This is a genomic window from Curtobacterium sp. MMLR14_006, assembly GCF_001864985.1.
In the GTDB taxonomy this organism is placed as follows: domain Bacteria; phylum Actinomycetota; class Actinomycetes; order Actinomycetales; family Microbacteriaceae; genus Curtobacterium.
On the sequence record NZ_MJGU01000023.1, the window covers coordinates 572431 to 593684 of the forward strand.

Annotated in this window: 21 protein-coding genes and 1 tRNA gene; 17 read left to right on the forward strand and 5 right to left on the reverse strand. The window is 71.7% G+C overall.

Annotated features, from left to right (window positions below; translation table 11 throughout):
- The first annotated feature begins 16 nt into the window (after nucleotides 1–16).
- The 6 genes from mtrA to secA all read left to right on the forward strand — a co-directional run bounded on the left by mtrA (nucleotide 17) and on the right by secA (nucleotide 8709).
- Entirely contained in the window at nucleotides 17–691 is a 675-nt protein-coding gene (mtrA, locus tag BIU94_RS14495; protein WP_071261730.1) for an MtrAB system response regulator MtrA, read from the forward strand.
- Nucleotides 692–696: 5 nt separating this feature from the next.
- The gene (mtrB, locus tag BIU94_RS14500; protein ID WP_254784818.1) at nucleotides 697–2415 is read left to right on the forward strand and encodes an MtrAB system histidine kinase MtrB; all 1719 of its coding nucleotides are present in this window, start codon (nucleotides 697–699) and stop codon (nucleotides 2413–2415) included.
- Complete coding sequence (locus BIU94_RS14505; RefSeq protein WP_083404862.1) at nucleotides 2415–4097, forward strand: GerMN domain-containing protein; 1683 nt, start codon at nucleotides 2415–2417, stop codon at nucleotides 4095–4097. Before mtrB ends, BIU94_RS14505 begins: the two co-directional genes overlap by 1 nt.
- Before the next feature lie 124 nt (nucleotides 4098–4221).
- Entirely contained in the window at nucleotides 4222–4884 is a 663-nt protein-coding gene (locus BIU94_RS14510; RefSeq protein WP_071261732.1) for a ComF family protein, read from the forward strand.
- A 171-nt stretch (nucleotides 4885–5055) separates the two neighbouring features.
- The gene (gene raiA, locus BIU94_RS14515; RefSeq protein WP_071261752.1) at nucleotides 5056–5757 is read left to right on the forward strand and encodes a ribosome-associated translation inhibitor RaiA; all 702 of its coding nucleotides are present in this window, start codon (nucleotides 5056–5058) and stop codon (nucleotides 5755–5757) included.
- Nucleotides 5758–5928: 171 nt separating this feature from the next.
- The gene (gene secA, locus BIU94_RS14520) at nucleotides 5929–8709 is read left to right on the forward strand and encodes a preprotein translocase subunit SecA (RefSeq protein ID WP_071261754.1); all 2781 of its coding nucleotides are present in this window, start codon (nucleotides 5929–5931) and stop codon (nucleotides 8707–8709) included.
- Nucleotides 8710–8838: 129 nt separating this feature from the next.
- Here the strand turns inward: secA and BIU94_RS14525 are convergent, their stop codons facing one another.
- A complete protein-coding gene (locus BIU94_RS14525; RefSeq protein ID WP_083404863.1) occupies nucleotides 8839–9288 on the reverse strand; it encodes an Rv3235 family protein in 450 nt (149 codons plus the stop codon).
- A 119-nt stretch (nucleotides 9289–9407) separates the two neighbouring features.
- On the opposite strand from BIU94_RS14525, the gene BIU94_RS14530 reads away from it, so the two are divergent.
- Nucleotides 9408–10907 carry a sensor histidine kinase gene (locus tag BIU94_RS14530; protein WP_071261758.1) on the forward strand — a complete coding sequence of 500 codons (1500 nt, stop codon included), beginning with the start codon at nucleotides 9408–9410 and terminating at the stop codon, nucleotides 10905–10907.
- A 365-nt stretch (nucleotides 10908–11272) separates the two neighbouring features.
- On the opposite strand, the gene BIU94_RS14535 is transcribed toward BIU94_RS14530, so the two are convergent.
- Nucleotides 11273–11521: a WhiB family transcriptional regulator gene (locus BIU94_RS14535; RefSeq protein ID WP_017888820.1), complete on the reverse strand. Its 249-nt coding sequence runs from the start codon at nucleotides 11519–11521 to the stop codon at nucleotides 11273–11275.
- Nucleotides 11522–11781: 260 nt separating this feature from the next.
- Between BIU94_RS14535 and BIU94_RS14540 the strand changes: the two genes are divergently transcribed.
- Nucleotides 11782–12204: a hypothetical protein gene (locus tag BIU94_RS14540; RefSeq protein WP_071261761.1), complete on the forward strand. Its 423-nt coding sequence runs from the start codon at nucleotides 11782–11784 to the stop codon at nucleotides 12202–12204.
- Nucleotides 12205–12347: 143 nt separating this feature from the next.
- Here BIU94_RS14540 and bcp read toward each other — a convergent pair whose 3' ends face one another.
- On the reverse strand, nucleotides 12348–12818 hold the full coding sequence (bcp, locus tag BIU94_RS14545) for a thioredoxin-dependent thiol peroxidase (RefSeq protein WP_071261762.1): 471 nt from the start codon (nucleotides 12816–12818) through the stop codon (nucleotides 12348–12350).
- A 95-nt stretch (nucleotides 12819–12913) separates the two neighbouring features.
- On the opposite strand from bcp, the gene BIU94_RS14550 reads away from it, so the two are divergent.
- The 4 genes from BIU94_RS14550 to BIU94_RS14565 all read left to right on the forward strand — a co-directional run bounded on the left by BIU94_RS14550 (nucleotide 12914) and on the right by BIU94_RS14565 (nucleotide 16282).
- Nucleotides 12914–12986 (forward strand) — tRNA-Lys (locus BIU94_RS14550).
- A 427-nt stretch (nucleotides 12987–13413) separates the two neighbouring features.
- Entirely contained in the window at nucleotides 13414–14847 is a 1434-nt protein-coding gene (locus tag BIU94_RS14555; RefSeq protein ID WP_139196408.1) for a hypothetical protein, read from the forward strand.
- Complete coding sequence (locus BIU94_RS14560; RefSeq protein WP_071261770.1) at nucleotides 14808–15662, forward strand: hypothetical protein; 855 nt, start codon at nucleotides 14808–14810, stop codon at nucleotides 15660–15662. The genes BIU94_RS14555 and BIU94_RS14560 overlap by 40 nt, the downstream gene beginning before the upstream one ends.
- Nucleotides 15659–16282 (forward strand): hypothetical protein, encoded by a 624-nt coding sequence (locus BIU94_RS14565; RefSeq protein WP_139197784.1) that lies wholly within the window; start codon nucleotides 15659–15661, stop codon nucleotides 16280–16282. Before BIU94_RS14560 ends, BIU94_RS14565 begins: the two co-directional genes overlap by 4 nt.
- A 198-nt stretch (nucleotides 16283–16480) precedes the next feature.
- Here the strand turns inward: BIU94_RS14565 and BIU94_RS14570 are convergent, their stop codons facing one another.
- Complete coding sequence (locus tag BIU94_RS14570; protein WP_071261774.1) at nucleotides 16481–17131, reverse strand: YigZ family protein; 651 nt, start codon at nucleotides 17129–17131, stop codon at nucleotides 16481–16483.
- 77 nt (nucleotides 17132–17208) lie between these two features.
- Here BIU94_RS14570 and BIU94_RS14575 point away from each other — a divergent pair, with 77 nt between their 5' ends.
- From BIU94_RS14575 to BIU94_RS14595, 5 genes are all read left to right on the forward strand, one after another.
- On the forward strand, nucleotides 17209–17649 hold the full coding sequence (locus tag BIU94_RS14575) for a hypothetical protein (RefSeq protein WP_071261790.1): 441 nt from the start codon (nucleotides 17209–17211) through the stop codon (nucleotides 17647–17649).
- Nucleotides 17650–17819: 170 nt separating this feature from the next.
- Complete coding sequence (locus BIU94_RS14580) at nucleotides 17820–18032, forward strand: SCO4848 family membrane protein (RefSeq protein WP_071261792.1); 213 nt, start codon at nucleotides 17820–17822, stop codon at nucleotides 18030–18032.
- 52 nt (nucleotides 18033–18084) lie between these two features.
- Nucleotides 18085–18762, forward strand: coding sequence for a response regulator transcription factor (locus BIU94_RS14585; protein ID WP_071261794.1), 678 nt, complete (start codon nucleotides 18085–18087; stop codon nucleotides 18760–18762).
- Nucleotides 18763–18778: 16 nt separating this feature from the next.
- Nucleotides 18779–20104 (forward strand): cell wall metabolism sensor histidine kinase WalK, encoded by a 1326-nt coding sequence (locus BIU94_RS14590; protein WP_071262221.1) that lies wholly within the window; start codon nucleotides 18779–18781, stop codon nucleotides 20102–20104.
- 49 nt (nucleotides 20105–20153) lie between these two features.
- Nucleotides 20154–20804, forward strand: coding sequence for a PepSY domain-containing protein (locus BIU94_RS14595; protein WP_071261801.1), 651 nt, complete (start codon nucleotides 20154–20156; stop codon nucleotides 20802–20804).
- A gap of 82 nt (nucleotides 20805–20886) precedes the next feature.
- Here BIU94_RS14595 and BIU94_RS14600 read toward each other — a convergent pair whose 3' ends face one another.
- Nucleotides 20887–21192 carry a hypothetical protein gene (locus BIU94_RS14600; RefSeq protein WP_071261803.1) on the reverse strand — a complete coding sequence of 102 codons (306 nt, stop codon included), beginning with the start codon at nucleotides 21190–21192 and terminating at the stop codon, nucleotides 20887–20889.
- Nucleotides 21193–21254 lie beyond the last annotated feature (62 nt).

The following is a 21254-nucleotide window of genomic DNA, read 5'->3' on the forward strand; positions in this document are numbered from 1 at the left end:
ACGGAGTCCAGATCACATGACACCGCGCATCCTCGTCGTCGACGACGACCAGGCACTCGCCGAGATGATCGGCATCGTCCTCCGGTCCGAGGGCTACGAACCCGAGTTCAGCGCCGACGGCAACGACGCCGTCGAGGCGTTCCACAGCACCAAGCCGGATCTGGTCCTGCTCGACGTGATGCTGCCGGGCATCGACGGCATCGAGGTGTGCAAGCGCATCCGTGCCGAGAGCGGCACCCCGATCATCATGCTCACCGCGAAGAGCGACACCGCCGACGTCGTCGCCGGGCTCGAGAACGGTGCGGACGACTACGTGGTCAAGCCGTTCAACCCGAAGGAGCTCGTCGCCCGCATCCGCACCCGGCTCCGGCCGAGCGCGACCGACGCGACCGTGCTGCACGTCGGCGACCTCACCGTCGACGTCGCCGGCCACGAGGTCCGTCGCGGTGACACCGTCATCGCGCTCACCCCGCTCGAGTTCGACCTGCTCCGCGCCCTCGCCGAGAAGCCGAACCAGGTCTTCACCCGCGAGATGCTGCTCGAGCAGGTGTGGGGCTACCACTACAAGGCCGACACCCGTCTGGTGAACGTGCACGTGCAGCGGCTCCGCGCGAAGATCGAGCACGACCCCGACAACCCGAAGACCGTCACCACGGTGCGCGGCGTCGGGTACCGCGCCGGAGGGGCCTGACCCCCGTGCCGCCCGCCCCGCCCGCCACCGGGACCGCAGCCGGCACGACACGGTCCGTCGGCAGCGCCACCGCGCCGATCGGCGTGGTCGGCCGCGGACGGCGACGGATGCGGCGCTGGGTCCGCCGCGGGTGGCGTCCGGTCGCCTACCTGTGGCGCCGTTCGCTCATGCTGCGGTCGGTCGCCATCACGGTCATGACCACGGGCCTGGCCATCGGCATCATCGGCGCTGCGGTCATGGTGAGCATCTCGACGAACATCTACTCGCAGCGCCGCGACCAGATCGAGTCCGAGTCCGCGCGGGCGACGAACGTGGCGCAGGGCATCTTCGACGCCGCCACCGCGACCGAGGACAGCAACCAGACCGAGCTCGAGACGCTGCAGAACGAGGCGCAGCAGGCGATCCTGTCGAACACGACGAGCCCCGGCGGCACGACCATCGCCATCGAGCGCACCCCCGGGCAGTCGACACCGCAGACGCTGCAGACCATCGTCAGCCCCGGGTTCCCCGACGCCGTCATCACCGACTCGCTGCGCAAGGCGGTCGGGGCGAACACCGGCAAGCTCAGCCTGCAGCCGGTGGAGCTCGAGGACGGCGGGCGCCGGGTCCCCGGCCTGGCGGTCGGTTCGACCCTGCAGGTCCCGAGTGCCGGCCAGTACGAGCTGTACATGGTCTACGACCTGTCCGACGCGCAGAAGACGCTCGACTTCGTCTCCCAGACGCTCTCGATCGGGGGCGTCGCGCTCATGGTGCTCATCGCCCTCGTGACCTCGCTCGTGGTCCGTCTCGTCGTCGTCCCGATCCGCGGCGCCGCCGAGACCAGTCGGAAGATCGCGGCCGGCCGGCTCGACGAACGCATCCCGGTGCGCGGCCAGGACGACCTGGCCACCCTGGCACGGAGCTTCAACGGGATGGCCGAGGCCGTCAGCCGCCAGATCACCCAGCTCGCCGAGCTCTCCCGCGTGCAGCAACGGTTCGTGTCCGACGTGTCCCACGAGCTCCGGACCCCGCTCACCACGATCCGGCTCGCCGGCGACGTGATGTTCGACTCCCGGCACGCGTTCGAACCGGCCGTCGCCCGGTCCGCCGAGCTCCTCCACGCGCAGGTGGAGCGCTTCGAGCTGCTGCTCGCCGACCTGCTCGAGATCTCCCGCTACGACGCCCAGGCCGTACAGCTCGACACGGAGCCGGTCGTCCCGGCGGCGCTCGCCGCGGACATCGTCGAGGAGTTCCGCCCGCTCGCCGAGCGCGCCGGCATCGAACTGCAGCTCGCGACACCGGGCGGCCACACGACCATGCGCCTCGACGCGAAGCGCGTCCGCCGCATCCTGCGCAACCTCGTCGGCAACGCCGTCGAGCACGGCGACGGCCGGCCGGTGCAGGTCGTCGTCGACAGCGACGTGCGGACCGTCGCGATCGCCGTCCGCGACCAGGGCGTCGGCATGCCCCCGGAGGACGCCGCCCGCGTCTTCGACCGGTTCTGGCGCGCCGACCCGAGCCGCAAGCGCACCATCGGCGGCACCGGACTCGGCCTCGCGATCAGCCTCGGCGACGCGAAGCTGCACGGCGGGCGCATCGACGTCTGGTCCCGCCCCGGCGAGGGCTCGACCTTCGTGCTGACCCTGCCGCGCAACGAGCAGGCCACCACGGCGACGTCCGCGATCCCGCTGCCCGAACTCGACGAGTCGTACGACGGCCCCCGCGCCGTGCGAGAGGAGTCCTGATGCGATCCCGCCTGCGGCACGTCGTCGCCGCCGCCCTGGCTGCGGTGACGCTCGTCGCGCTGACCGCCTGCGTGGCGATCCCCACCGACGGCGCGGTGCGCACCGGGCAGGCCGTGAAGGACGAGGCCGTCGCCGGCTTCGACTACCGCCCCGACAAGCCGACGACGGGCGCCGACCAGACCCAGATCCTGCGGGGCTTCATCGCCGCGGCCACCGGCTCCCAGGACAACTACGCGGTCGCCCGGCAGTTCCTGGCGTCGTCCTTCGCCCAGCAGTGGAACCCGCGGCACGGCGTCACGATCCTCGACGGCAGCGGCACCGTGCAGCGCGCCGACGAGCGCGAGCTCACCTTCACCCTCACCGCGAGCGCCTCGGTCGACTCCGAGGGCGAGTACACCCAGGCCGTCCGCCCGACGTCGTCGACGCTGACCTTCCAGTTCACCCGCGAGGACGGGGAGTGGCGCATCGCCTACGCCCCCGACGGCATCATCCTCACGCCGACGAGCTTCGAGTCCGTCTTCCAGCAGCACGCGCTGTACTTCTTCGACCCGACGTACCACTTCCTGGTGCCCGACGAGCGGTGGTTCCTCGCCCGCTCGTCGACGAGCACCCGCATCGCCAGCGCCCTGCTCGCCGGGCCCGCCGACTGGCTCAAGGGCGCCGTCGTGTCGTCCTTCCCGGAGGGCACCCAGCTCTCCCTCAACGCGGTGACCATCGACAGCGGCACCGCGCTCGTCGACCTGTCGGGCGACGCGCTCCGTGCGAGCACCGTCGACCGCGTCCGGATGCGCGAGCAGCTCAGCAGGTCGCTCGCCTCCGTCGCGACGATCTCGTCGGTGTCCCTCACGGTGGAGGGCGCGACCCTGTCCGTGTCCGACGCGAGCGGCCCGAACGCCCAGCAGAACCCCGACGTCGACCCCCGGCCCCTCGTCGAGGAGCAGGGCGTCGTCGGCTACGCCACCCCGGGCACCGGCAAGGTGTCCGAGCTCGGCAGCGGCGTCGGTGACGCGGTGGCCGCGCTCGACCCGCGGTCCCTCGCGATCTCGGCCACGGGCCGGAACGCGGTCGTCGGCAACCGGGACGGCGTCTTCGTGGTGACCGGCAAGCGGAGCCTGCGGGTCGACACCCGCCAGGGGCTCGTCCCACCGTCGATCGACGACCTCGGCTTCGTCTGGGTCGGGCAGCGCTCCGACACCCGGCGGATCACCGCGTACGGCCTCGGCGGCGACCCGCACCAGGTCGCCACGACCCTGCCGCGCGGGGAACTCGTCTCGTTCCAGGTGTCCCGCGACTCGACCAGGGCGCTCGCGCTCATCGACACCACGGACGGTCCGGCGCTGTACGTCATGGCGATCATCCGCGGGTCCGACCGCTCGCCCTCGTCGTTCGGCGCGCCCGTGCGCGTGCAGGCGGCGACCGGCGACGCCGTCGGGGCGACGTGGGTGAACGACACCGACGTCGCGTCCGTGGCGCAGGCGACGTCCGGTCCGAACATCGTGCGCTCCACGATCGGCGGCCGGTCGAGCACCCTGCCCCGGCCGGACGGGCGCGCGACGGCGATCACCGGCGGAGGCGGGGGAGCGCTCCTCTTGCGTATGTCCGACGGTTCGGTGCTGCAGTCGACGGGCGGCAGCTGGGACACGACGGGCGTCACCGCCCACGTGCTCGGCGTGCAGCGGTAGGGCGCGCGGCCGGTGCCGCGCCGGCGCCTGCGGACCTCCCTCCACAGCGCACGCACTCTGGAGGCCCGTCCACAGCCCGCCGGACCGCCCGCGTCCGACGGTCGGTCACCGCCAGACTCGCGGCATGCCCGCCACCGACCGACGCACCGTCTGGGCCGACGCCGCCCTCGCGGTGCTCGGGCTCGTCCTGCCCGTCGCCTGCCTGGGCTGCGGTCGGCCGGACCGTGCCCTCTGTCGTGCCTGCCGCACCGCCCTCGACGCCCGCCCCCGGCGCGTCCGGCTCGTCGCCGGCGTCCGGCTCGACGCCGCGTTCGCGTACGAGGGCCTCGTCCGCACCCTGCTGCTCGAGCTGAAGCTGCGCGGCCGGGTCGACGTCGCCGGACCGCTCGGGCGTCGGTTCGGCCGCCTCGTCCGCGCCGCGCTCGCCGCGTCCCCGGCCGGCACCGTGGTGCTGCGGGTCCCGCCGTCCCGGACCGGAGCACGGCGTCGCGGCTTCGACCCGGTGGTGGTGCTCCTCGCGCGGGGCGGGGTCCGGCGGACGGGGCGGCTCGCGCGGGTCCGGGCCGTACCGGGTGCGGCACAGCCCGGGCAGAAGGAGCGCACCGCCACGGAACGGGTCGCCGCCACGGTCGGGACCCTCCGGGCACGCGGCGTCGACGGCCGGTGCGTGGTGCTGGTTGACGACGTCGTGACCACCGGGGTGACCATGGCCGAGGGGGTCCGGGCCGTCCGCGCCGGCGGTGGTCGGGTGGTCCGCTGCGTCGCCGTCGCGAGCGTCGAGGACTGACCCGCCCGTGTCACCTCGGTGGACGCCGGGTGACCACTGGGTGTCCGGTGGGGGTCTCGGGGACTCGCCGACGATCGGTGACGCGGGCTGCTCCACGGGGCTAGCCTCGCGACAAGGCGTTCAGGATCGCCGGATGGAGGCGACGCGCTGAGTCTGGATGGGAGCCGCCACATGGACGTGACGATCACGGGCCGGAACGTCGGGGTCACCGACCGATTCCGCACCTATGTCGAGCAGAAGTCCGAGAAGATCGACGTGCTCGCTGACCGTGCGCTGGCCTTCGAGGTCCGCATCAGCCGCCACCACGAGAAGTCCGGCAGCAGCCAGGGCGAGGACCGCGTCGAACTGACGCTCATCGGTCCCGGGCCCCTCGTGCGGGCGGAGTCCGCGGCGTCCGACAAGTACGCCGCCTTCGACCTCGCGTTCGCCCGCATCACCGAACGGCTGCGCCGAGCGCGCGACCGTCGCAAGGTGCACCGCGGACGCCACCGCCCCACCTCGGTGGCCGAGGCCGCCGGCAGCGGCTTCGACGGCATGGACGTCGTCCCCGCCGACGGCAAGCTCATCGAGGACGTCGCCACCGGTGCCGTGCCCGTCGTCGACGCGCAGGGCACGGAGGACGACGAGACCGAGGTCTACAGCCCGGTCGTCATCCGGCACAAGGTCTTCGAGGCCGCCCCGATGACCGTCGACGACGCGCTCTACTACATGGAGCTCGTCGGGCACGACTTCTACCTGTTCGTCGACGCCGAGACCCACCGCCCGAGCGTCGTGTACCGGCGCAAGGGCTGGGACTACGGCGTGATCGGCCTCGACGGGACCTCCGACGCGTCCCGCGAGACCGCAGCCGAACCGGCCGCGGCGATCGCGTAGCGCGACCCGCACCCCACCTCCGCCCGCGGCGTGCGCGTGGCCCCCTGCCGGGGAGCGCACGCCGCGGGCGGACCCGCGACGGTGCTCCCAGCGCGGGGCACCCGCGGGTTGCTAGCATGACTGGTCGATCGGGCGCGCAGGTCGCGCGCGACGACCTCGTAAGGAGCTCACGTGGCAAACGTGCTGGAGAAGGTCCTCCGCATCGGCGAAGGACGCACCCTCCGCCGGCTGAAGGCGTACGCCTCGGCGATCAACGACCTCGAGGACGACTTCTCGAGCCTCACCGACGAGGAACTCCAGGACGAGACGAAGGAGCTCCGCGAGCGCTACGCCAACGGCGAATCCCTCGACGACCTCCTGCCCGAGGCGTTCGCCGCCGTGCGCGAGGCGGCGAAGCGCACCCTCGGCATGCGGCACTTCGACGTGCAGCTCATGGGCGGCGCGGCCCTGCACCTCGGCAACATCGCCGAGATGAAGACCGGTGAGGGCAAGACCCTCGTCGCGACCACGGCGGCCTACCTCAACGCGATCCCGTCGCGCGGCGTGCACGTCATCACGGTCAACGACTACCTGGCGTCGTACCAGTCCGAGATCATGGGCCGCGTCTTCCGCGCCCTCGGCATGACGACCGGCTGCATCATCGCGAACCAGACGCCGGCCGAGCGCCGCGAGCAGTACGCAGCCGACATCACGTACGGCACGAACAACGAGTTCGGCTTCGACTACCTGCGCGACAACATGGCGTGGCAGGCCTCCGACATGGTGCAGCGCGGCCACTTCTTCGCCGTCGTCGACGAGGTCGACTCGATCCTCATCGACGAGGCCCGCACGCCGCTCATCATCTCCGGCCCGTCCTCGGGCGAGGCCAACCGCTGGTTCACCGAGTTCGCCTCGATCGCCAAGCGCCTCACCCCGGGCGAGGACTACGAGGTCGACGAGAAGAAGCGCACCGTCGGCGTCCTCGAGCCCGGCATCGAGAAGGTCGAGGACTACCTCGGCATCGACAACCTGTACGAGTCGGCGAACACCCCGCTCATCTCGTTCCTCAACAACTCCATCAAGGCCGTCGCCCTGTTCAAGAAGGACAAGGACTACGTCGTGATGAACGGCGAGGTGCTCATCGTCGACGAGCACACCGGCCGCATCCTGATGGGCCGTCGCTACAACGAGGGCATCCACCAGGCGATCGAGGCGAAGGAGGGCGTCGAGGTCAAGGCCGAGAACCAGACCCTCGCGACCGTCACGCTCCAGAACTACTTCCGCCTGTACCAGAAGCTCTCCGGCATGACCGGTACCGCCGAGACCGAGGCGGCCGAGTTCATGTCGACCTACAAGCTCGGCGTGGTCCCGATCCCGACGAACAAGCCGATGCAGCGCATCGACCAGACCGACCTCGTCTACAAGAACGAGAAGTCCAAGTTCGAGCAGGTCGCCGAGGACATCGCGGAGCGCCACGAGAAGGGCCAGCCCGTCCTCGTCGGCACCACGAGCGTCGAGAAGTCCGAGTACCTGTCGAAGCTCCTCGCCAAGAAGGGTGTGAAGCACGAGGTCCTCAACGCGAAGAACCACGCGCGAGAAGCCGCCATCGTCGCGCAGGCCGGTCGCCTCGGCGCCGTCACCGTCGCCACGAACATGGCCGGCCGCGGGACCGACATCATGCTCGGCGGCAACTCCGAGTTCCTCGCCGTGCAGGAGATGCACGCCAAGGGCCTGTCCCCGGCGGAGACGCCGGACGAGTACGAGGCCGCGTGGGACGACGTCTTCGCCGAGGTCAAGAAGACCGTCGAGGAAGAGGGCGACAAGGTCCGCGAGGCCGGCGGCCTCTACGTCCTCGGCACCGAGCGCCACGAGTCGCGCCGCATCGACAACCAGCTGCGTGGTCGTTCCGGCCGTCAGGGCGACCCGGGCGAGAGCCGCTTCTACCTGTCCCTCACCGACGACCTCATGCGCCTGTTCAACTCCGGTGCCGCCGAGAGCCTCATGGGCCGCTCGAACGTGCCGGACGACCTGGCGATCGAGAACAAGCTCGTCGGCCGCGCGATCCGCTCCGCGCAGGCGCAGGTCGAGGGCCGCAACGCCGAGATCCGCAAGAACGTCCTGAAGTACGACGACGTCCTCAACCGGCAGCGCGAGGCGATCTACAGCGACCGCCGTCACATCCTCGAGGGCGACGACATCAACGACCGCGCCCAGGCCTTCCTGAAGAGCGTGATCGACGACGTCATCGACACCCACACCGGCGAGGGCTCGCCGGACGACTGGGACCTCGACGCCATGTGGACCGAGCTCGGCACGCTCTACCCGATCTCGATCTCCATCGACGAGGTCATCACCGAGGCCGGCTCGAAGGGCAAGGCGTCGCGTGACTTCCTCGGTCGCGAGATCCTCTCCGACGCCAAGCTGGCCTACCAGCAGCGCGAGGAGGTCCTCGGCGACGAGGCGATGCGCGAGCTCGAGCGCCGCGTGGTGCTCTCGGTGATCGACCGCCGCTGGCGCGACCACCTGTACGAGATGGACTACCTCAAGGACGGCATCGGCCTCCGTGCGATGGCGCAGCGCGACCCGCTCGTCGAGTACCAGCGCGAGGGTTACGCCCTGTTCCAGAGCATGATGGGCCAGATCCGCGAGGAGTCCGTCGGCTACCTGTTCAACCTCGAGGTGCAGGTCCAGTCCGACGGCGAGAACGCGGTCATCGAGGCCAAGGGGCTCGGCGAGGACGAGGTCTCCGGCCTCGAGTACTCGGCACCGTCCATCGACGGCGAGGTCGAGGTCCGCGACGAGAAGGGCCGCCTCGAGCAGGCCGCCACCGCCCGCGCGCAGAAGGCACAGGCCGAGGCCGAGGCCGCAGCCGGCCCCGAGCAGGGTTCCGCCTTCGGCAACGCCGCGACGGCGTCCGGCCAGGCCGCTGCGAGCAACCGCGCGGAGCGCCGCCAGGCCGCGAAGAAGAACTAGTCCGAACCGGGCGCACGAGCGTTCGGCGAACTGCAACGGTCGGTCCCGCCTCGGCGGACCGGCCGTTGCTGTTCCCCGGAGCCGGAGCGCCTGCGGACCGTTCGGGCCCGGGCTCGAGGGACCCGCTCGCTACAACACCCCGATCGCGGTCGCGCGCCACCGGCCGTGCCAGTCCTCGAGCCGGATCGCCACCGCGCGGGCGTGGCTGCGCGTGTGGACCACGACCGACGCCTCGACGACCCCGGGGGCCGGACGGCAGAGGACGACGCTGCCGACGCGGAGCGCGGGCCGGGCTCGGGACCGCCGGCCGATCGACCGGGCGTGCGCGGCCACCGCGGCGCGGTGCTGCAGGTGCCGGTGCACGTCGTCGGTGATCCAGCGGGCGATGCTGTCGACCTCGCGGGAGCCGGTGAGCACCTCGGCCACGCAGAGGCCGAGCGCGCGTGCCGCCGACTCGGGGTCCGGCGGTCCGGGGCGACGTTCCTCGACGGGGAGCGGCGGGACCGCCACCAGCGCAGGGACGGGCGAGGCCGGGTCCCTCGCCGTCGTGTCGTCGATGCGTCGTGCCTGCTCTGCCACCTGTGCCCCTTCCGATCGTGTGGCGAGCGTACGGTCGGAGCGACATGCGAAATACCAGCACGCTCCACCTTGTGGACAGCCGGGAGTTCTCCACAGACCGGCGCACCTAGACTGACGTGGTGTCGACCCTCAGTGACCTCGTCCTCGCACAAGGCCGTTCCTCCGAAGCCGACGTGGAGTGGCTCCACCTGCTGGTGGGGGACTGGCAGCTGCTCGCCGACCTGTCCTTCGCGGACATGGTCCTCTGGGTCCCGACCGCCGAGGACGGCTCGTTCGTCGCGGTCGCGCACGCCCGCCCGAGCTCCGCGGCGACGCTGTTCTACCGCGACATCGTGGGGCAGGAGATCCGCGAGGAGTGGCGCAGCCAGGTCACCGAGAGCTTCGCCGGTTCGCGGGTCGTCGACTCCGCCGAACCCGACTGGTACGAGGACACCCCGACCCGCGTCCGTGCCATCCCGGTGCTGCGCCGCCTCAGCGCGAAGAGCGCCGAGACGACCGAGCGACCCATCGCCGTCGTCACGCGGCACTCCAACCAGGACGAGATGCGGACCCCGAGCCGCCAGGAGCTCAACTTCACGGCGAGCGCGAACGACCTGTTCGGGATGATCGCCACGGGCGACTTCCCTGACCTCGGCGCGCCCGCCGGACCCCGTCGTGGGGCGCCGCGCGCCAGCGACGGCCTGCTCCGCCTCGACACCGCCGGCATGGTGACCTTCGCGAGCCCGAACGGTCTCAGCGCGTTCAACCGGATGGGCTTCGAGGGCGAGCTCGAGCGCAAGTCCCTCGCCGAGGTGACCACCGAGCTCATCGGCGCCCAGCTCGACGTCGACGAGTCGCTGCCCCTCGTGGTGACCGGTCGTGCGCCGTGGCGTGCCGACGTCGAGTCGAAGGGCGTCACCGTGTCCCTCCGCTCGATACCGCTGCGCGACCACGGCGAGCGCATCGGCGCGATCGTCCTCTGCCGCGACGTGTCGGAGCTCCGGCACCAGGAGCGCGAGCTCATCACGAAGGACGCGACGATCCGCGAGATCCACCACCGCGTGAAGAACAACCTGCAGACGGTGGCGTCCCTGCTCCGCATCCAGGCTCGGCGGACCCACTCCGACGAGGCCCGCACGTCCCTGCAGAACGCGATGCGTCGGGTCGCCGCGATCGCCGTCGTGCACGACACCCTGTCGAGCGGACTGAGCCAGACGGTCGACTTCGACGACGTGTTCGACTCGGTGCTCAAGCTCGTGACCGAGGTCGCGGCCTCGCACAACACCACCGTGCACCCGAAGAAGACCGGCGAGTTCGGCGTCCTGCCGTCCGAGGCGGCTACCCCGCTCGCCCTCGGGCTCACCGAGCTCGTGACGAACGCGGTCGAGCACGGGCTCGACGGCCGCGACGGCGAGGTCGAGATCGTCGCCCGCCGGTTCGACGACCACCTCGAGATCGAGGTCCGCGACAACGGCGTCGGCCTGCCCGAGGGCAAGGTCGGCTCCGGCCTCGGCACGCAGATCGTCCGCACGCTCATCCAGGGCGAGCTCGGCGGCACGATCGACTGGCACACCCTCACCGGCAGCGGCACCGAGGTGACCATCACCATCCCGTTCCGCTGGCTCACCGCCGCGGCCTGACCCCGCCCTGACGGCGGACGCCCGACACCGGACGCCCGACGGTCCGCGCCCCTGCACGGGCGTCGCGCCCCGACTCCTCGGGGCGCGACGACGGCACCGGGGCGCGCTGTGCGCCGCGCCGCCGCACACCGCACGCCAGACAACCACAGTGCACTCGCGCCCCGCCATCGCGCGGGTCTAACCCACTGTGGTCGTGCGCCGCTACCGCGCATCGCGCATCGCGTACCGCGTACCGCGTACCTTCCAGCGCGCTCCGCGCACAGCGCCTGCGGGCTGCCGGCCAGCCCGACCACGACCCCCGCACACGACGACGCCCGCCGCCCCCGGAGGGGACGGCGGGCGTCAGCCGCGCGGGTGGTGCGGCGTCAGGACGCGCGGCGGGCGCGAGCGGCGCGACGCTTCAGCGCACGACGCTCGTCCTCGCTCAGGCCGCCCCAGACACCGGAGTCCTGGTTGTTCTCGAGCGCGTACTGCAGGCACATCTCGGTGACCGTGCAACGAGCACAGACCGACTTGGCCTTCTCGATCTGGTCGACGGCGGGCCCGGTGTTCCCGACGGGGAAGAAGAGCTCGGGGTCCGCGGTGAGGCAGGCTGCCTTGTCACGCCAGTCCATGTGTGGTGCTCCTTGATGTCGATGCTCGAACGGCAGGCCGGGGCCGTGGTTCGGGGGATCGGAACGCTGACATGCATGCGGCATGACGGGGACAACTGTGGGGAGGAGTCCGCAGGAAGCGAGTCTGACGCCCGCGTGACGCTCGGGGGAGGAGCGACGAACCACGGGAGACGCACACCACATCGTGCCGTCCAAACGACCTCCAATATCGTTCCATACTGATAGGGCCAAATCAAGGGTTCCGATGCTGGAGGATCACTGTGCACGACGACACCCCGACCGAGGTCGACCGCCCCGAGCGACGGTCCCCGGCCCTGATCGGCCTGCTCGTCGTGGTCGGTCTCGAGTTCCTCGCGCTCGTCGTCGTGACGGTCGTGCTCGTCGTCGAACTCGTCGTGGCACCGGCGACGAGCCTGGCGTCGGGGATCGCGTTGACGATCCTGGCCGCCGTCGCCGCGCTGTGGCTCGGCGCCCTGCTGAACGGCCTGTGGCAGCGTCGCGCCTGGGTCCGGTCCGGGATCATCGTCTGGCAGGTCCTGCAGGGCGCGATCGCGATCGGTGCGTTCCAGGGCGTCTTCCGCGTGCCGGCGATCGGGTGGCTCCTGCTCCTGCCGGCCCTGCTCGGCATCACGCTCGTGCTGTCGCGGTCGGTGACGGCCGCACTCGCGCACCCGGCGGAGTAGCGCGCGCCCCGCACGGGGCGACGCGCCAGCGGCGCGCGGCGCCAGCGCCGGCCGAGCCTGCGAGGGCGGTCTGCAGACAGCGCACTGGAGGCCCGGTGCCGGTTCTCGGAACCGGCACCGGGCCTCCAGTGCGTGGCCGGCCCTCAGGCCAGGCCGAGCTTCTTCCGCAGGCTCGCCACGTGCCCGGTGGCCTTGACGTTGTAGAGCGGCAGTTGCACGGCGCCCTGCTCGTCGACGACGATCGTCGAGCGGATCGTGCCGGTGACGATCTTGCCGTAGTTGTTCTTCTCGCCCCAGGCGGCGTACGCCCTGTGCACGGCGAGGTCGGGGTCGCTCAGCAGGGGGAAGGTCAGGGCCTGCTCGTGCTGGAAGTCCTTGAGCTTCGCCTGCTCGTCCTTCGAGACGCCGAGCACCTCGTAGCCGGCCGCCTGCAGCGACGACATGTTGTCGCGGAAGTCGCAGGCCTCGGTGGTGCAGCCCGGGGTCGACGCCGCCGGGTAGAAGTACACGATGACCTTGCGTCCGCGCAGGTCGGCGAGGGAGTGCTCGACGCCGTCCTGGTCGGGCAGCGTGAAGTCTGGGGCGGTGTCGCCGGCGGCGAGACGGTCGGTCATGGTGCTCCTGTTCGGATCGTGTGCCCACGAGTGGTCGTGAGCGCGCGAAACCCATGCTATTGTTGATTCCCGTTGCGGCACGGAAGCCGGAACATGCACCTCTAGCTCAATTGGCAGAGCAACTGACTCTTAATCAGTGGGTTCTCGGTTCAAGTCCGAGGGGGTGCACCGCAGGACGAACGCCCCGGCTCATCGAGTCGGGGCGTTCGTGCGTTCCGGGGGTGTGGCGGTCGTCAGGGCGGGACACGCCCGGGCCGCGCGATTCGGTCGATTCGGTCCAAGAGCTCCTTGCGGGCTGTCCCTCGTCGACGACCGGCTCGTCGTCGTCGCGCGACGCCGATGTCGGACCCGCGTCACGAATGTCGCCGCCTGGCCCGTGGAGCCGCGGTGGTGACTGCCTCGCTCGAAGACGGCGACGTGAGGACGGTGCGCGCTCACCGGCATCCGTCGGACCGGGTAGTCGCGGGGGCTGCGACGTGGAGCGAAGTGATGCTTCGAGGCTTGCACGTGCGGCCCGTGCCATTGAAATGTAGAACCCTGGACATGACACGTCCGTCCTGCGAGGATGACCGCTGGTCTGGAGGGGAACACGTTCATGGTCGAGAGTGCACAGAACGTCGGAGGCGTTTTCACGCCGAACGAGTCTGCGAAGCGGAAGCAGTACGGCCCACCAGTGGTGCCGTCGATCGCCTGGGGCGGCGGCGGTGCCGTGGTGGCATTCGCGGTGCCCGCTGTGGTCGGAGCGCTCCTCGCCTGGGTGGCACTGCTCGTCGGGGTGCGCGACGGCCGTGTCGTCCTGGCGAACGGTGCGTTCGCGGTCGTCGAGTCGCCGGCGGTGTCGGTGCTCGTCGTCGTCGCGGGCGTGGTGCTCGCCGTGGTGGGTTTCGGGTTCGGCGTCACCGCGTCGACGGCGGTCATGATCGCCGGAGCGGACGAGGAGTCGCTCGGTCCACGATCGGCATGGCGGTGGACGTTCGGACAGCGACGGCTCGTCGTCGAGGCCGCGCTGGCTGCGGCCGTGGCGGTCGCGGTCGGGACGGTGGTGGTGCGCTCGTGGCAGGACGGCGAGCGGGTCGTCGTCGCGGCCGTGCTGGTGCTGCTGGTCGTCGTCGCGGTGGTCGCTGCGCCGCTCCTGCTCGGCTGGGTGCTCGTCGTCGCGGGCGTCCCCCGCGGTGAGGCGGTGCGTCGGGGCTGGTCGTCGGGACACGTCGTGGTCCGTGGCGGGCTGGAAGCGACGTCGTCACCACGCCGGGCGCTGGTCGGAGCGGCCTCCGTGGCGCTGGTGCTCGGCATCGGCGTCTGGTTGCTCGTGCGGCTCCTCCCGGCATCGGCGGCGCGTGCCAGCCTGACGATGGCGTGGTGCTGCGTCGCGGTGACCGTGCTGGTGGTGTTCGTCGTCGCGGTCGCTGCACGCGGGGCAGCAGTACGCGGCGAGGGTGGTCGGCTCCGGGCTCCGGTGATGGCGGACTCCGGGGGTGCTCGGCGGCCCCTGCGTGACGGTCTCACCGGGGTCGGCGTCCTGCTCGTGCCTGCCCTGGTGTTCGCGGTGCTGGTGACGAGCAACCCGTTCGGCTTGGTGCAGTACAGCGTCGCGACCGTGGACACGGGGACCTCGGAGGCGGGGATGTGGCTGACGTCGGAGATCGGACGATCGTCGTCAGCTCACCGCGGACACAGTCGAGTCTCTACCGCTCGTGTCAGCGAGCACGATGCGGCGTCGGCTCCGGCGTGCGTCCCAGCGAGGTCAACTCCGCCATCGGTCCGGCCGGTGACGGCGGTCTCCTCACCGTGCAGTGGCATCCTCGCGGCGAGCGGTACACCACGGAGCGGTTCGAGCTCGACGTCGTCCACTCGCACCCGGATCAGCTCGAGCCTCCTCAGAAGCCGCAGGACAACGCATGGCCGCGCGGGCGACGCGCCGGACCGTCCGGAGAAGAGGAGGAGGCCGACGTCGATCGACCTGCAGGGCGACGGACCTCGCTCGCCACCGTGCAGGTCGTCGACCGCGATCAGAGCAACTACCACGTGACCGATTCAGCCATCGCCGCACATGGTCATCGACCGGTCATCACAGGCATCGCCCGGAGCGGCGAACCGGACGCCCGCGCACACCTGTTCGTTGTCTTCTGCCAGGAGCCGTCGTGCGCGCGGCACGCGGTCCGGCACGTGGCGCTTCCGTGGGTCCCGTCGTACACCGGTGATCAAGGGTTGGACCTCGCCGTCACACCGGACGGTACGGCCGTGGTGTCGCTGGTCTCCGAGACGGTGTCGTCGTGGCCGGAGCTGCCGTCCCTGCGAGTGGTGTCGATGCACCCGGACGGCGCGGAGCCGGTCGTGCGCGACCTCCCTGGGGCGTTCCCGCCCGCGGCATCCGCGCGGTCGTACGAGGCAGCCCCCGACGCTCGTGTCGCGATCGGCGGAGACGGCAACCCGGTCGTGCTCGGGCGGACGCACGGGGTCGATGCGCAACGGCTGACGTTCTGTTCGGACGTCTCGTGCTCGTCGGCGACGCACAGGGAGATCGCGACGGCGTCGTCATCGGACGCCCCGCCGGCGTTCGTCATCGACCGATCAGGTCGACCGCTGATCGCGACCCGCGACGACGAACGAGGTGCCGTCGGGTTGGTCTCGTGTGGTGATGCACGGTGTGACGACCACCAAGAGGCCACGATCGCCCGGTTCGGACCGCCGGGGCCCATCTGGGAGAGCAGCAGCGCGCTGGCGATCGGACTGACAACCGATGACGTGCCGATGGTGGTCTCCAGCGCGATGTCCGACAACCGGGACGAGGGCTCCAGTGGGTTCGTCATCCGCTGCGACCGAGCACGCTGCGGGCTGCAATGACGCTCCCACCGCCGGTCGGACGACGACTGTCGCCTCCGGTGTGGCCGCTGTGGATCGTGGTCGGAGTGCTCCTGCTGGTCGCGCCGATCACGGTGTTCAGCTTGGACGCCATCGCTGGGACGAGTCGAGAGCACGCCGCGCGGGAGCGGGATGCGGCGAACCGCTCCGTCGTGGTCGTCGGAGCCCTCGTCGACACGACCGCGACGTCTGGGCTGCCGGAGGAGACACCGATCTACCTCCTCCGCCTGCCGGCCCGGGCAGGGCTTCCGGCGCGCACCATGCGAGCGACCGGACCGTCCACGTGGGGCTTCCCGCCTTCCGTCGACCACGCACCGCAGCGCGAGTTCCTCGTCGTGATCGATCAACAGCCCCGAGTGATCGCAGACGGTGCAGTCGGCACGCTGCGTGCATCGACCCTGAAGTCGGCTGCTCGGGAGGAAGCGCGCGCTCAGCGCGATGCACGCAACGTCACTGCCGGTCGCATCGCGCTGCCCGTGGCGCTCCTCGGGGTCTCGGCGACGGCGATCGCTCTCGGCTTGCGTCGCGCACAGGCGGTCAGAGCGCATCGGCGATCGAGGTTCGTCGACCCGACGTGGTGGGCTCCGCCGCGTGACGGATGAGGAGGGCGCCGTGACGGACGAACTGGAGACGATCACCGCTGAGATCCAGCACCACGGGCAGGCGCGACGACTCACGCTCGACGTCGTCGGCGGAATCCTGCAGCCCCCGAGCGTGAAGTGCATCGACGTCGTCGACGGCGCTGGCCGCAGACTGCAGGATTCTCGTGGGACACGCCCGGACGGTGTGGTCCGCCGGAATCAGCTCGACAGGATGTCGACGATCCGCTCCTCGCCGACGACGGTCTCGACGGCGCCGCCCGACGCCGAGGCCAGGTCGGCGGTCAGCACTGCGACGTCGTCCGCCGGGACCCAGACCTCGAAGGTCGCTGCACGGCCGTACGTCGTCGGCCCGAGTGTCGCGTGGTGGTGACGGACCCAGTCGCGCAGCACGTTGTCCAGCCGGCCGGCGTCCGCGTGGTCCACGTCGAAGCGCACGGCGGTCAGCGCTTCGCGGCGCACGGTCACGGCGGCGTCGAGCGTCTCCGAGACGGCCGACGAGTACGCGCGGACCAGTCCACCGGCGCCGAGCTTGACGCCGCCGAAGTACCGGGTGACGACGGCGACGACGTCGGTGAGGTGGCGGCGGCGGAGGACCTCGAGCATCGGCACGCCGGCGGTGCCCGACGGCTCGCCGTCATCGGACGACCGCGCCTGGTCGCCGAGCACGCCGGTGACCATCGCGGTGCAGTTGTGTCGGGCGTCCCAGTACCGGCGCTTCACGTCCGCGATGACCGCCTCGGCCTCCGCGACGTCCGGGGCCGGTGCGACGGTGGTGATGAACCGCGACTTCGAGATGACGATCTCGTGCTCCACCGGGCCGGCGATGGTCGCAGGGAAGGATCGGCTCACTCACCGAGCGTATCGGCGCGGCGCCGGGGTGCCGCGCTACGATGTCCTGCACGCACGCGGCTGGGGAGGAGTCCGACATGGAGCCACGGGATCCGAAGGGCGGCGCCCTCGACGCCTCCGAACTGGCACGACGGCTGAACCTGCTGCTCGACTTCGAGGAGTCGCAGCGGGGCGCCCCGGTGCCGTTCGCCTCGATCGAGGAGTACGTCGCGTCGCACGGCGGTTCGCTGTCGCGGGCGAAGTGGACGTACATGATCTCGGGCGACGGTCGACGCAACCGCGACACGGAGCTGCTCCGCCTGCTCGCTGGCTTCTTCGAGGTCGACGAGCGGTTCCTGCTCGAGGACAGCGACGTCCCGGAGCGCATCGGTGCCCAGCTCGCCCTCGTCCGGTCCCTGCGTTCGGCGCGGGTGAGCGGGTTCGCCGCGCGCACGTTCCCCGGGGAGCTCTCGCCCGAGGCGCTCCGGCGCATCGCCGAGGTACTCGAGGAGGAGTCCCAGCGCGGCACGGTGGTCTGACGCCGCGTCGATCCGACGTGTGCGACGCTCCGAGGCCGCGGCGCCTCGACCTCAGCGGCACGGACGTGTACAGTCTGTAGCAAGTGCTACACACTTGAGTCCGACGGGGGTGGGACTCGGCCGCGTTGGGGGCGGCCGAGCACCACCGACCCGTTGTCTAGACTCGGACGGTGCTCGTCTTCGCCGCAGTCATCCTGTTCGTCGGTGCCGTCTTCAACGTCATCACGTGGCCCCGCTTCTTCCAGCGTGTGGCGAACGACACCCGGGCCCGCGACGCCGCGGGCAAGCCGACGACCTTCTACACGGTGCACCTCGTCCTGCTGCTCGTCGCGCTGGCGATCGCCGTGGCGTCGATCCTCGCGGGCATCCTGCTGTTCGTCTGAGCCGACCGGTCGCTTCAGCCCTGCTTCAGCGGCGCACGGCAGGATCGTCGCCATGCGCGTGCTGGTGGTCGACGACGAGGTCCGGCTCGCCGACGGGGTCCGTCGCGGCCTCGAGGCCGAGGGGTGGGCGGTCGACGTCGCCCACGACGGCGTCGACGGCCTGTGGCACGCCCGGGAGTTCCGCTACGACGCGATCGTCCTCGACCTCATGATGCCCGGGCTGAGCGGGTGGGCGGTCTGCGCCGAGCTCCGCGCCGAGCAGGACTGGACGCCCGTGCTCATGCTCACGGCGAAGGACGGCGAGTGGGACCAGGTCGAGGCGCTCGACGCCGGCGCGGACGACTACGTCACGAAGCCGTTCTCCCACCCCGTGCTCGTCGCCCGGCTCCGCGCACTGGTCCGTCGCGGCGCCCGCGAGCGTCCGACGATCTTGGAGCTCGGCGACCTCGCCGTCGACCCGGCAGCGCGGACCGTGACACGTGCGGGGACGCCCGTCGACCTGACGAGCCGCGAGTTCGCGGTGCTCGAACACCTGGCGCGACGGGCCGGGCAGGTGTGCTCGAAGCGCGACGTCATCGAGAACGTGTGGGACGTCGACTTCGACGGCGACCCGAACATCGTCGAGGTGTACGTCGGGCACCTGCGCCGCAAGATCGACCGTCCCTTCGGACGCGCCGCGCTGGAGACCGTGCGCGGAGCCGGGTACCGGTTGGCGGCCGACGGTGGCTGACCGCGGGGAACGGTCGGTGCGCCGACGACGTCGGTTCCGGTCCGTCCGGGCGCGCACGACGCTCGGCGCCGGACTCGTCGTGCTCGCCGCGCTGGTCGTCGGTGCGGTGGGGTTCGTCGTCGTGCTCCGGCTGGTCCTGCTCGACGGCGTCCGGGCCGCAGCGGAGACCGGGCTCGAACAGGTGTCGTCGCGGGTGGAGTCGGAGGGTGCCGGGGCGGTGCGGGACGCCGAGGACGTGCTCGTCCAGGTCGTGGGGGAGGACGGCGCCGTCCTGGCGCACGGCGAGGACACCGAGCCTGCCCCGCTGCCGACCGTCGATGAGTCGACGTGGTCCGGCGATGGCGACCGGTGGCTGGTGGTCGCGGACGATGTCGACCTACCCGGTGCCGGGTCGGCGACGCTGGTGTACGGCGTGCCGCTCGAACAGACCGACGCGGCGATCCGGACGGCGGCCGTGCTGCTGGCCGTCGGGGTGCCGGTGCTCGTGCTCCTGCTCGTGGCGGTGACGTGGTCGGTGACCGGACGGTCGCTCCGCCCCGTCGAGCGGATGCGGCGCGAAGTCGAGGCCATCCGTGCCGCCCACCCGGAAACGCGCGTCGACGTGCCGGACACCGGCGACGAGGTCGCCCGGCTGGCGAGCACGATGAACGCCATGCTCGACCGGCTGGACCGGTCGGCGGCGTCGCAGCGGCGCTTCGTCGCCGACGCCTCGCACGAGCTGCGGTCGCCGATCGCGTCGATCCGCCAGCACGCGGAGGTCGCGGTCGCGCACCCCGACCGGTCCGACGTCCGCGACCTCTCCGCAGTCGTGCGGTCGGAGGCGGTGCGGCTGCAGGACCTCGTGACGGCGCTCCTCGAGCTCTCCCGCCTCGACGAGGGCGGTACCGGCACGCGGCGCCCGGTGGACCTCGACGACCTCGCGTTCGACGCCGTGTCCCGCGCGCGAGCGAACGTGACGACCGAGGTCCGCGTCGACGGCTCCGGTGTCTCGGCCGCTCGTGTGCTCGGTGACGAGCGCGTCCTCACCGCGGTCGTCCGCAACCTGGTCGACAACGCCGTGCGGCACGCGTCCTCACGCGTCGCCGTCGCGCTCACCGCCGACGGCGGTTCGGCCGTGCTCGTGGTGGACGACGACGGTCCCGGGGTGCCCGTGCAGGAGCGCGAGCGGGTGTTCGAGCGCTTCGTGCGCCTCGACGATGCCCGGAGCCGTGACGTCGGGGGAGCCGGCCTCGGGCTGGCCATCGTGCGCGACGCCGTCCGCGCTCACGGCGGCGACGCGACGGTGACGGACGCGCCCCTCGGCGGCGCACGGTTCGTCGTGCGCATCGCACTCGGCGGCTGAACAGGCAGCTTCAGGCCTGCTTCAGCACCGCGCCGACATGCTCGTTGCCATGATCTTCCGCACCCAGCACCAGACGTCCACCACCCGCCGCCTCGCCGCGGTCGCCGCCCTGCCGGTGGCGGCGGTCCTCGCCCTCGCCGGCTGCTCGACGGACGACGACGACGCCGACCGCACCGACCGGGTCGCCGGAGCCGGCGCGACCTCGGGTCCGGCCACCGGTCCGGCGACGGGCGGCACGACGGCCGCGTCCGCCGGGTCGACCGAGGCGCTGCTCGCTGCCGCCGCCACCGCTCGCAAGGACGTCGGATCGGGCACGGTCCTCGCGGTCGAGCGGGAGCAGGACGGCTCGGGCCACGAGGTCGTCGTCGTCACGAAGGACGGCACCGAGCACGAGGTGCGCACGGACGCCGACGGCACCGCGGTGGTCGGTACGCCCCAGCAGGAGGCCGCCGATGCCGACGACCGCGCCGAGCACGAGCGCTTCCTCGCGGCGGCCGACCTCGACGTCGAGCGGGCCGTCCGCGCGTTGACGGACCTGCACGACGGCTCGGTCACCGAGATCGGTCTCGACGACCACCGCGGCGCGGTCGTGTGGGAAGGCGACGTCGTCGACGCGTCCGGCACGACGCACAGCGTGCGGATCGACGCGGGCTCGGGCGACGTGGTGACCGACCGGGTCGACACCGACACCGACGACTGACGGCGGCCGCGGTCGTCGGGCAGCCGACCGAGTCGGACGCCGGGTCGCCGACCGCCGTGCCGCCGACCGCATCCGACGCCGGTCAGGAGGCCGGCGGCAGCGGCGTGCCGAGTGCGCGGCGCAGCGCGAGACCGGCGACCTTCTCGTCGGCGGTGTCGAGGAGCACCCGGAAGGTCTCCTGCTCGGTCACGAACTCCACGCAGACGGCGTCGAAGTCGCACGGCTCGATGCGCCAGCCCCGAACCGCGTCCATCGGGATGCGGGTGCGCGTGTCGCGCTCGTAGTCGGTCTCGGCGTCGATGCGGTCGGGGAACACCCGGACGCGTCCGAAGGTCCCCCGCCAGACGAGCTGCAGGTCGAGCGAGGGGGAGACAGGAGAGTCCGGCACCCGCCGATCGTACCGACGGGTGCCGGACCGCCGGCGCGTCCGGATCGCGTGGTCGCGTTCCG

What these genes read in the sequence shown, in the direction of transcription:
- mtrA (WP_071261730.1), top strand. Translation starts at nt 17, where the DNA reads ATGACACCGCGCATCCTCGTCGTCGACGACGACCAGGCACTCGCCGAG.
- BIU94_RS14505 (WP_083404862.1), top strand. Translation starts at nt 2,415, where the DNA reads ATGCGATCCCGCCTGCGGCACGTCGTCGCCGCCGCCCTGGCTGCGGTG.
- BIU94_RS14510 (WP_071261732.1), top strand. Translation starts at nt 4,222, where the DNA reads ATGCCCGCCACCGACCGACGCACCGTCTGGGCCGACGCCGCCCTCGCG.
- raiA (WP_071261752.1), top strand. Translation starts at nt 5,056, where the DNA reads ATGGACGTGACGATCACGGGCCGGAACGTCGGGGTCACCGACCGATTC.
- BIU94_RS14535 (WP_017888820.1), bottom strand. Translation starts at nt 11,521, where the DNA reads ATGGACTGGCGTGACAAGGCAGCCTGCCTCACCGCGGACCCCGAGCTC.
- bcp (WP_071261762.1), bottom strand. Translation starts at nt 12,818, where the DNA reads ATGACCGACCGTCTCGCCGCCGGCGACACCGCCCCAGACTTCACGCTG.
- BIU94_RS14555 (WP_139196408.1), top strand. Translation starts at nt 13,414, where the DNA reads ATGGTCGAGAGTGCACAGAACGTCGGAGGCGTTTTCACGCCGAACGAG.
- BIU94_RS14565 (WP_139197784.1), top strand. Translation starts at nt 15,659, where the DNA reads ATGACGCTCCCACCGCCGGTCGGACGACGACTGTCGCCTCCGGTGTGG.
- BIU94_RS14575 (WP_071261790.1), top strand. Translation starts at nt 17,209, where the DNA reads ATGGAGCCACGGGATCCGAAGGGCGGCGCCCTCGACGCCTCCGAACTG.
- BIU94_RS14585 (WP_071261794.1), top strand. Translation starts at nt 18,085, where the DNA reads ATGCGCGTGCTGGTGGTCGACGACGAGGTCCGGCTCGCCGACGGGGTC.
- BIU94_RS14595 (WP_071261801.1), top strand. Translation starts at nt 20,154, where the DNA reads ATGATCTTCCGCACCCAGCACCAGACGTCCACCACCCGCCGCCTCGCC.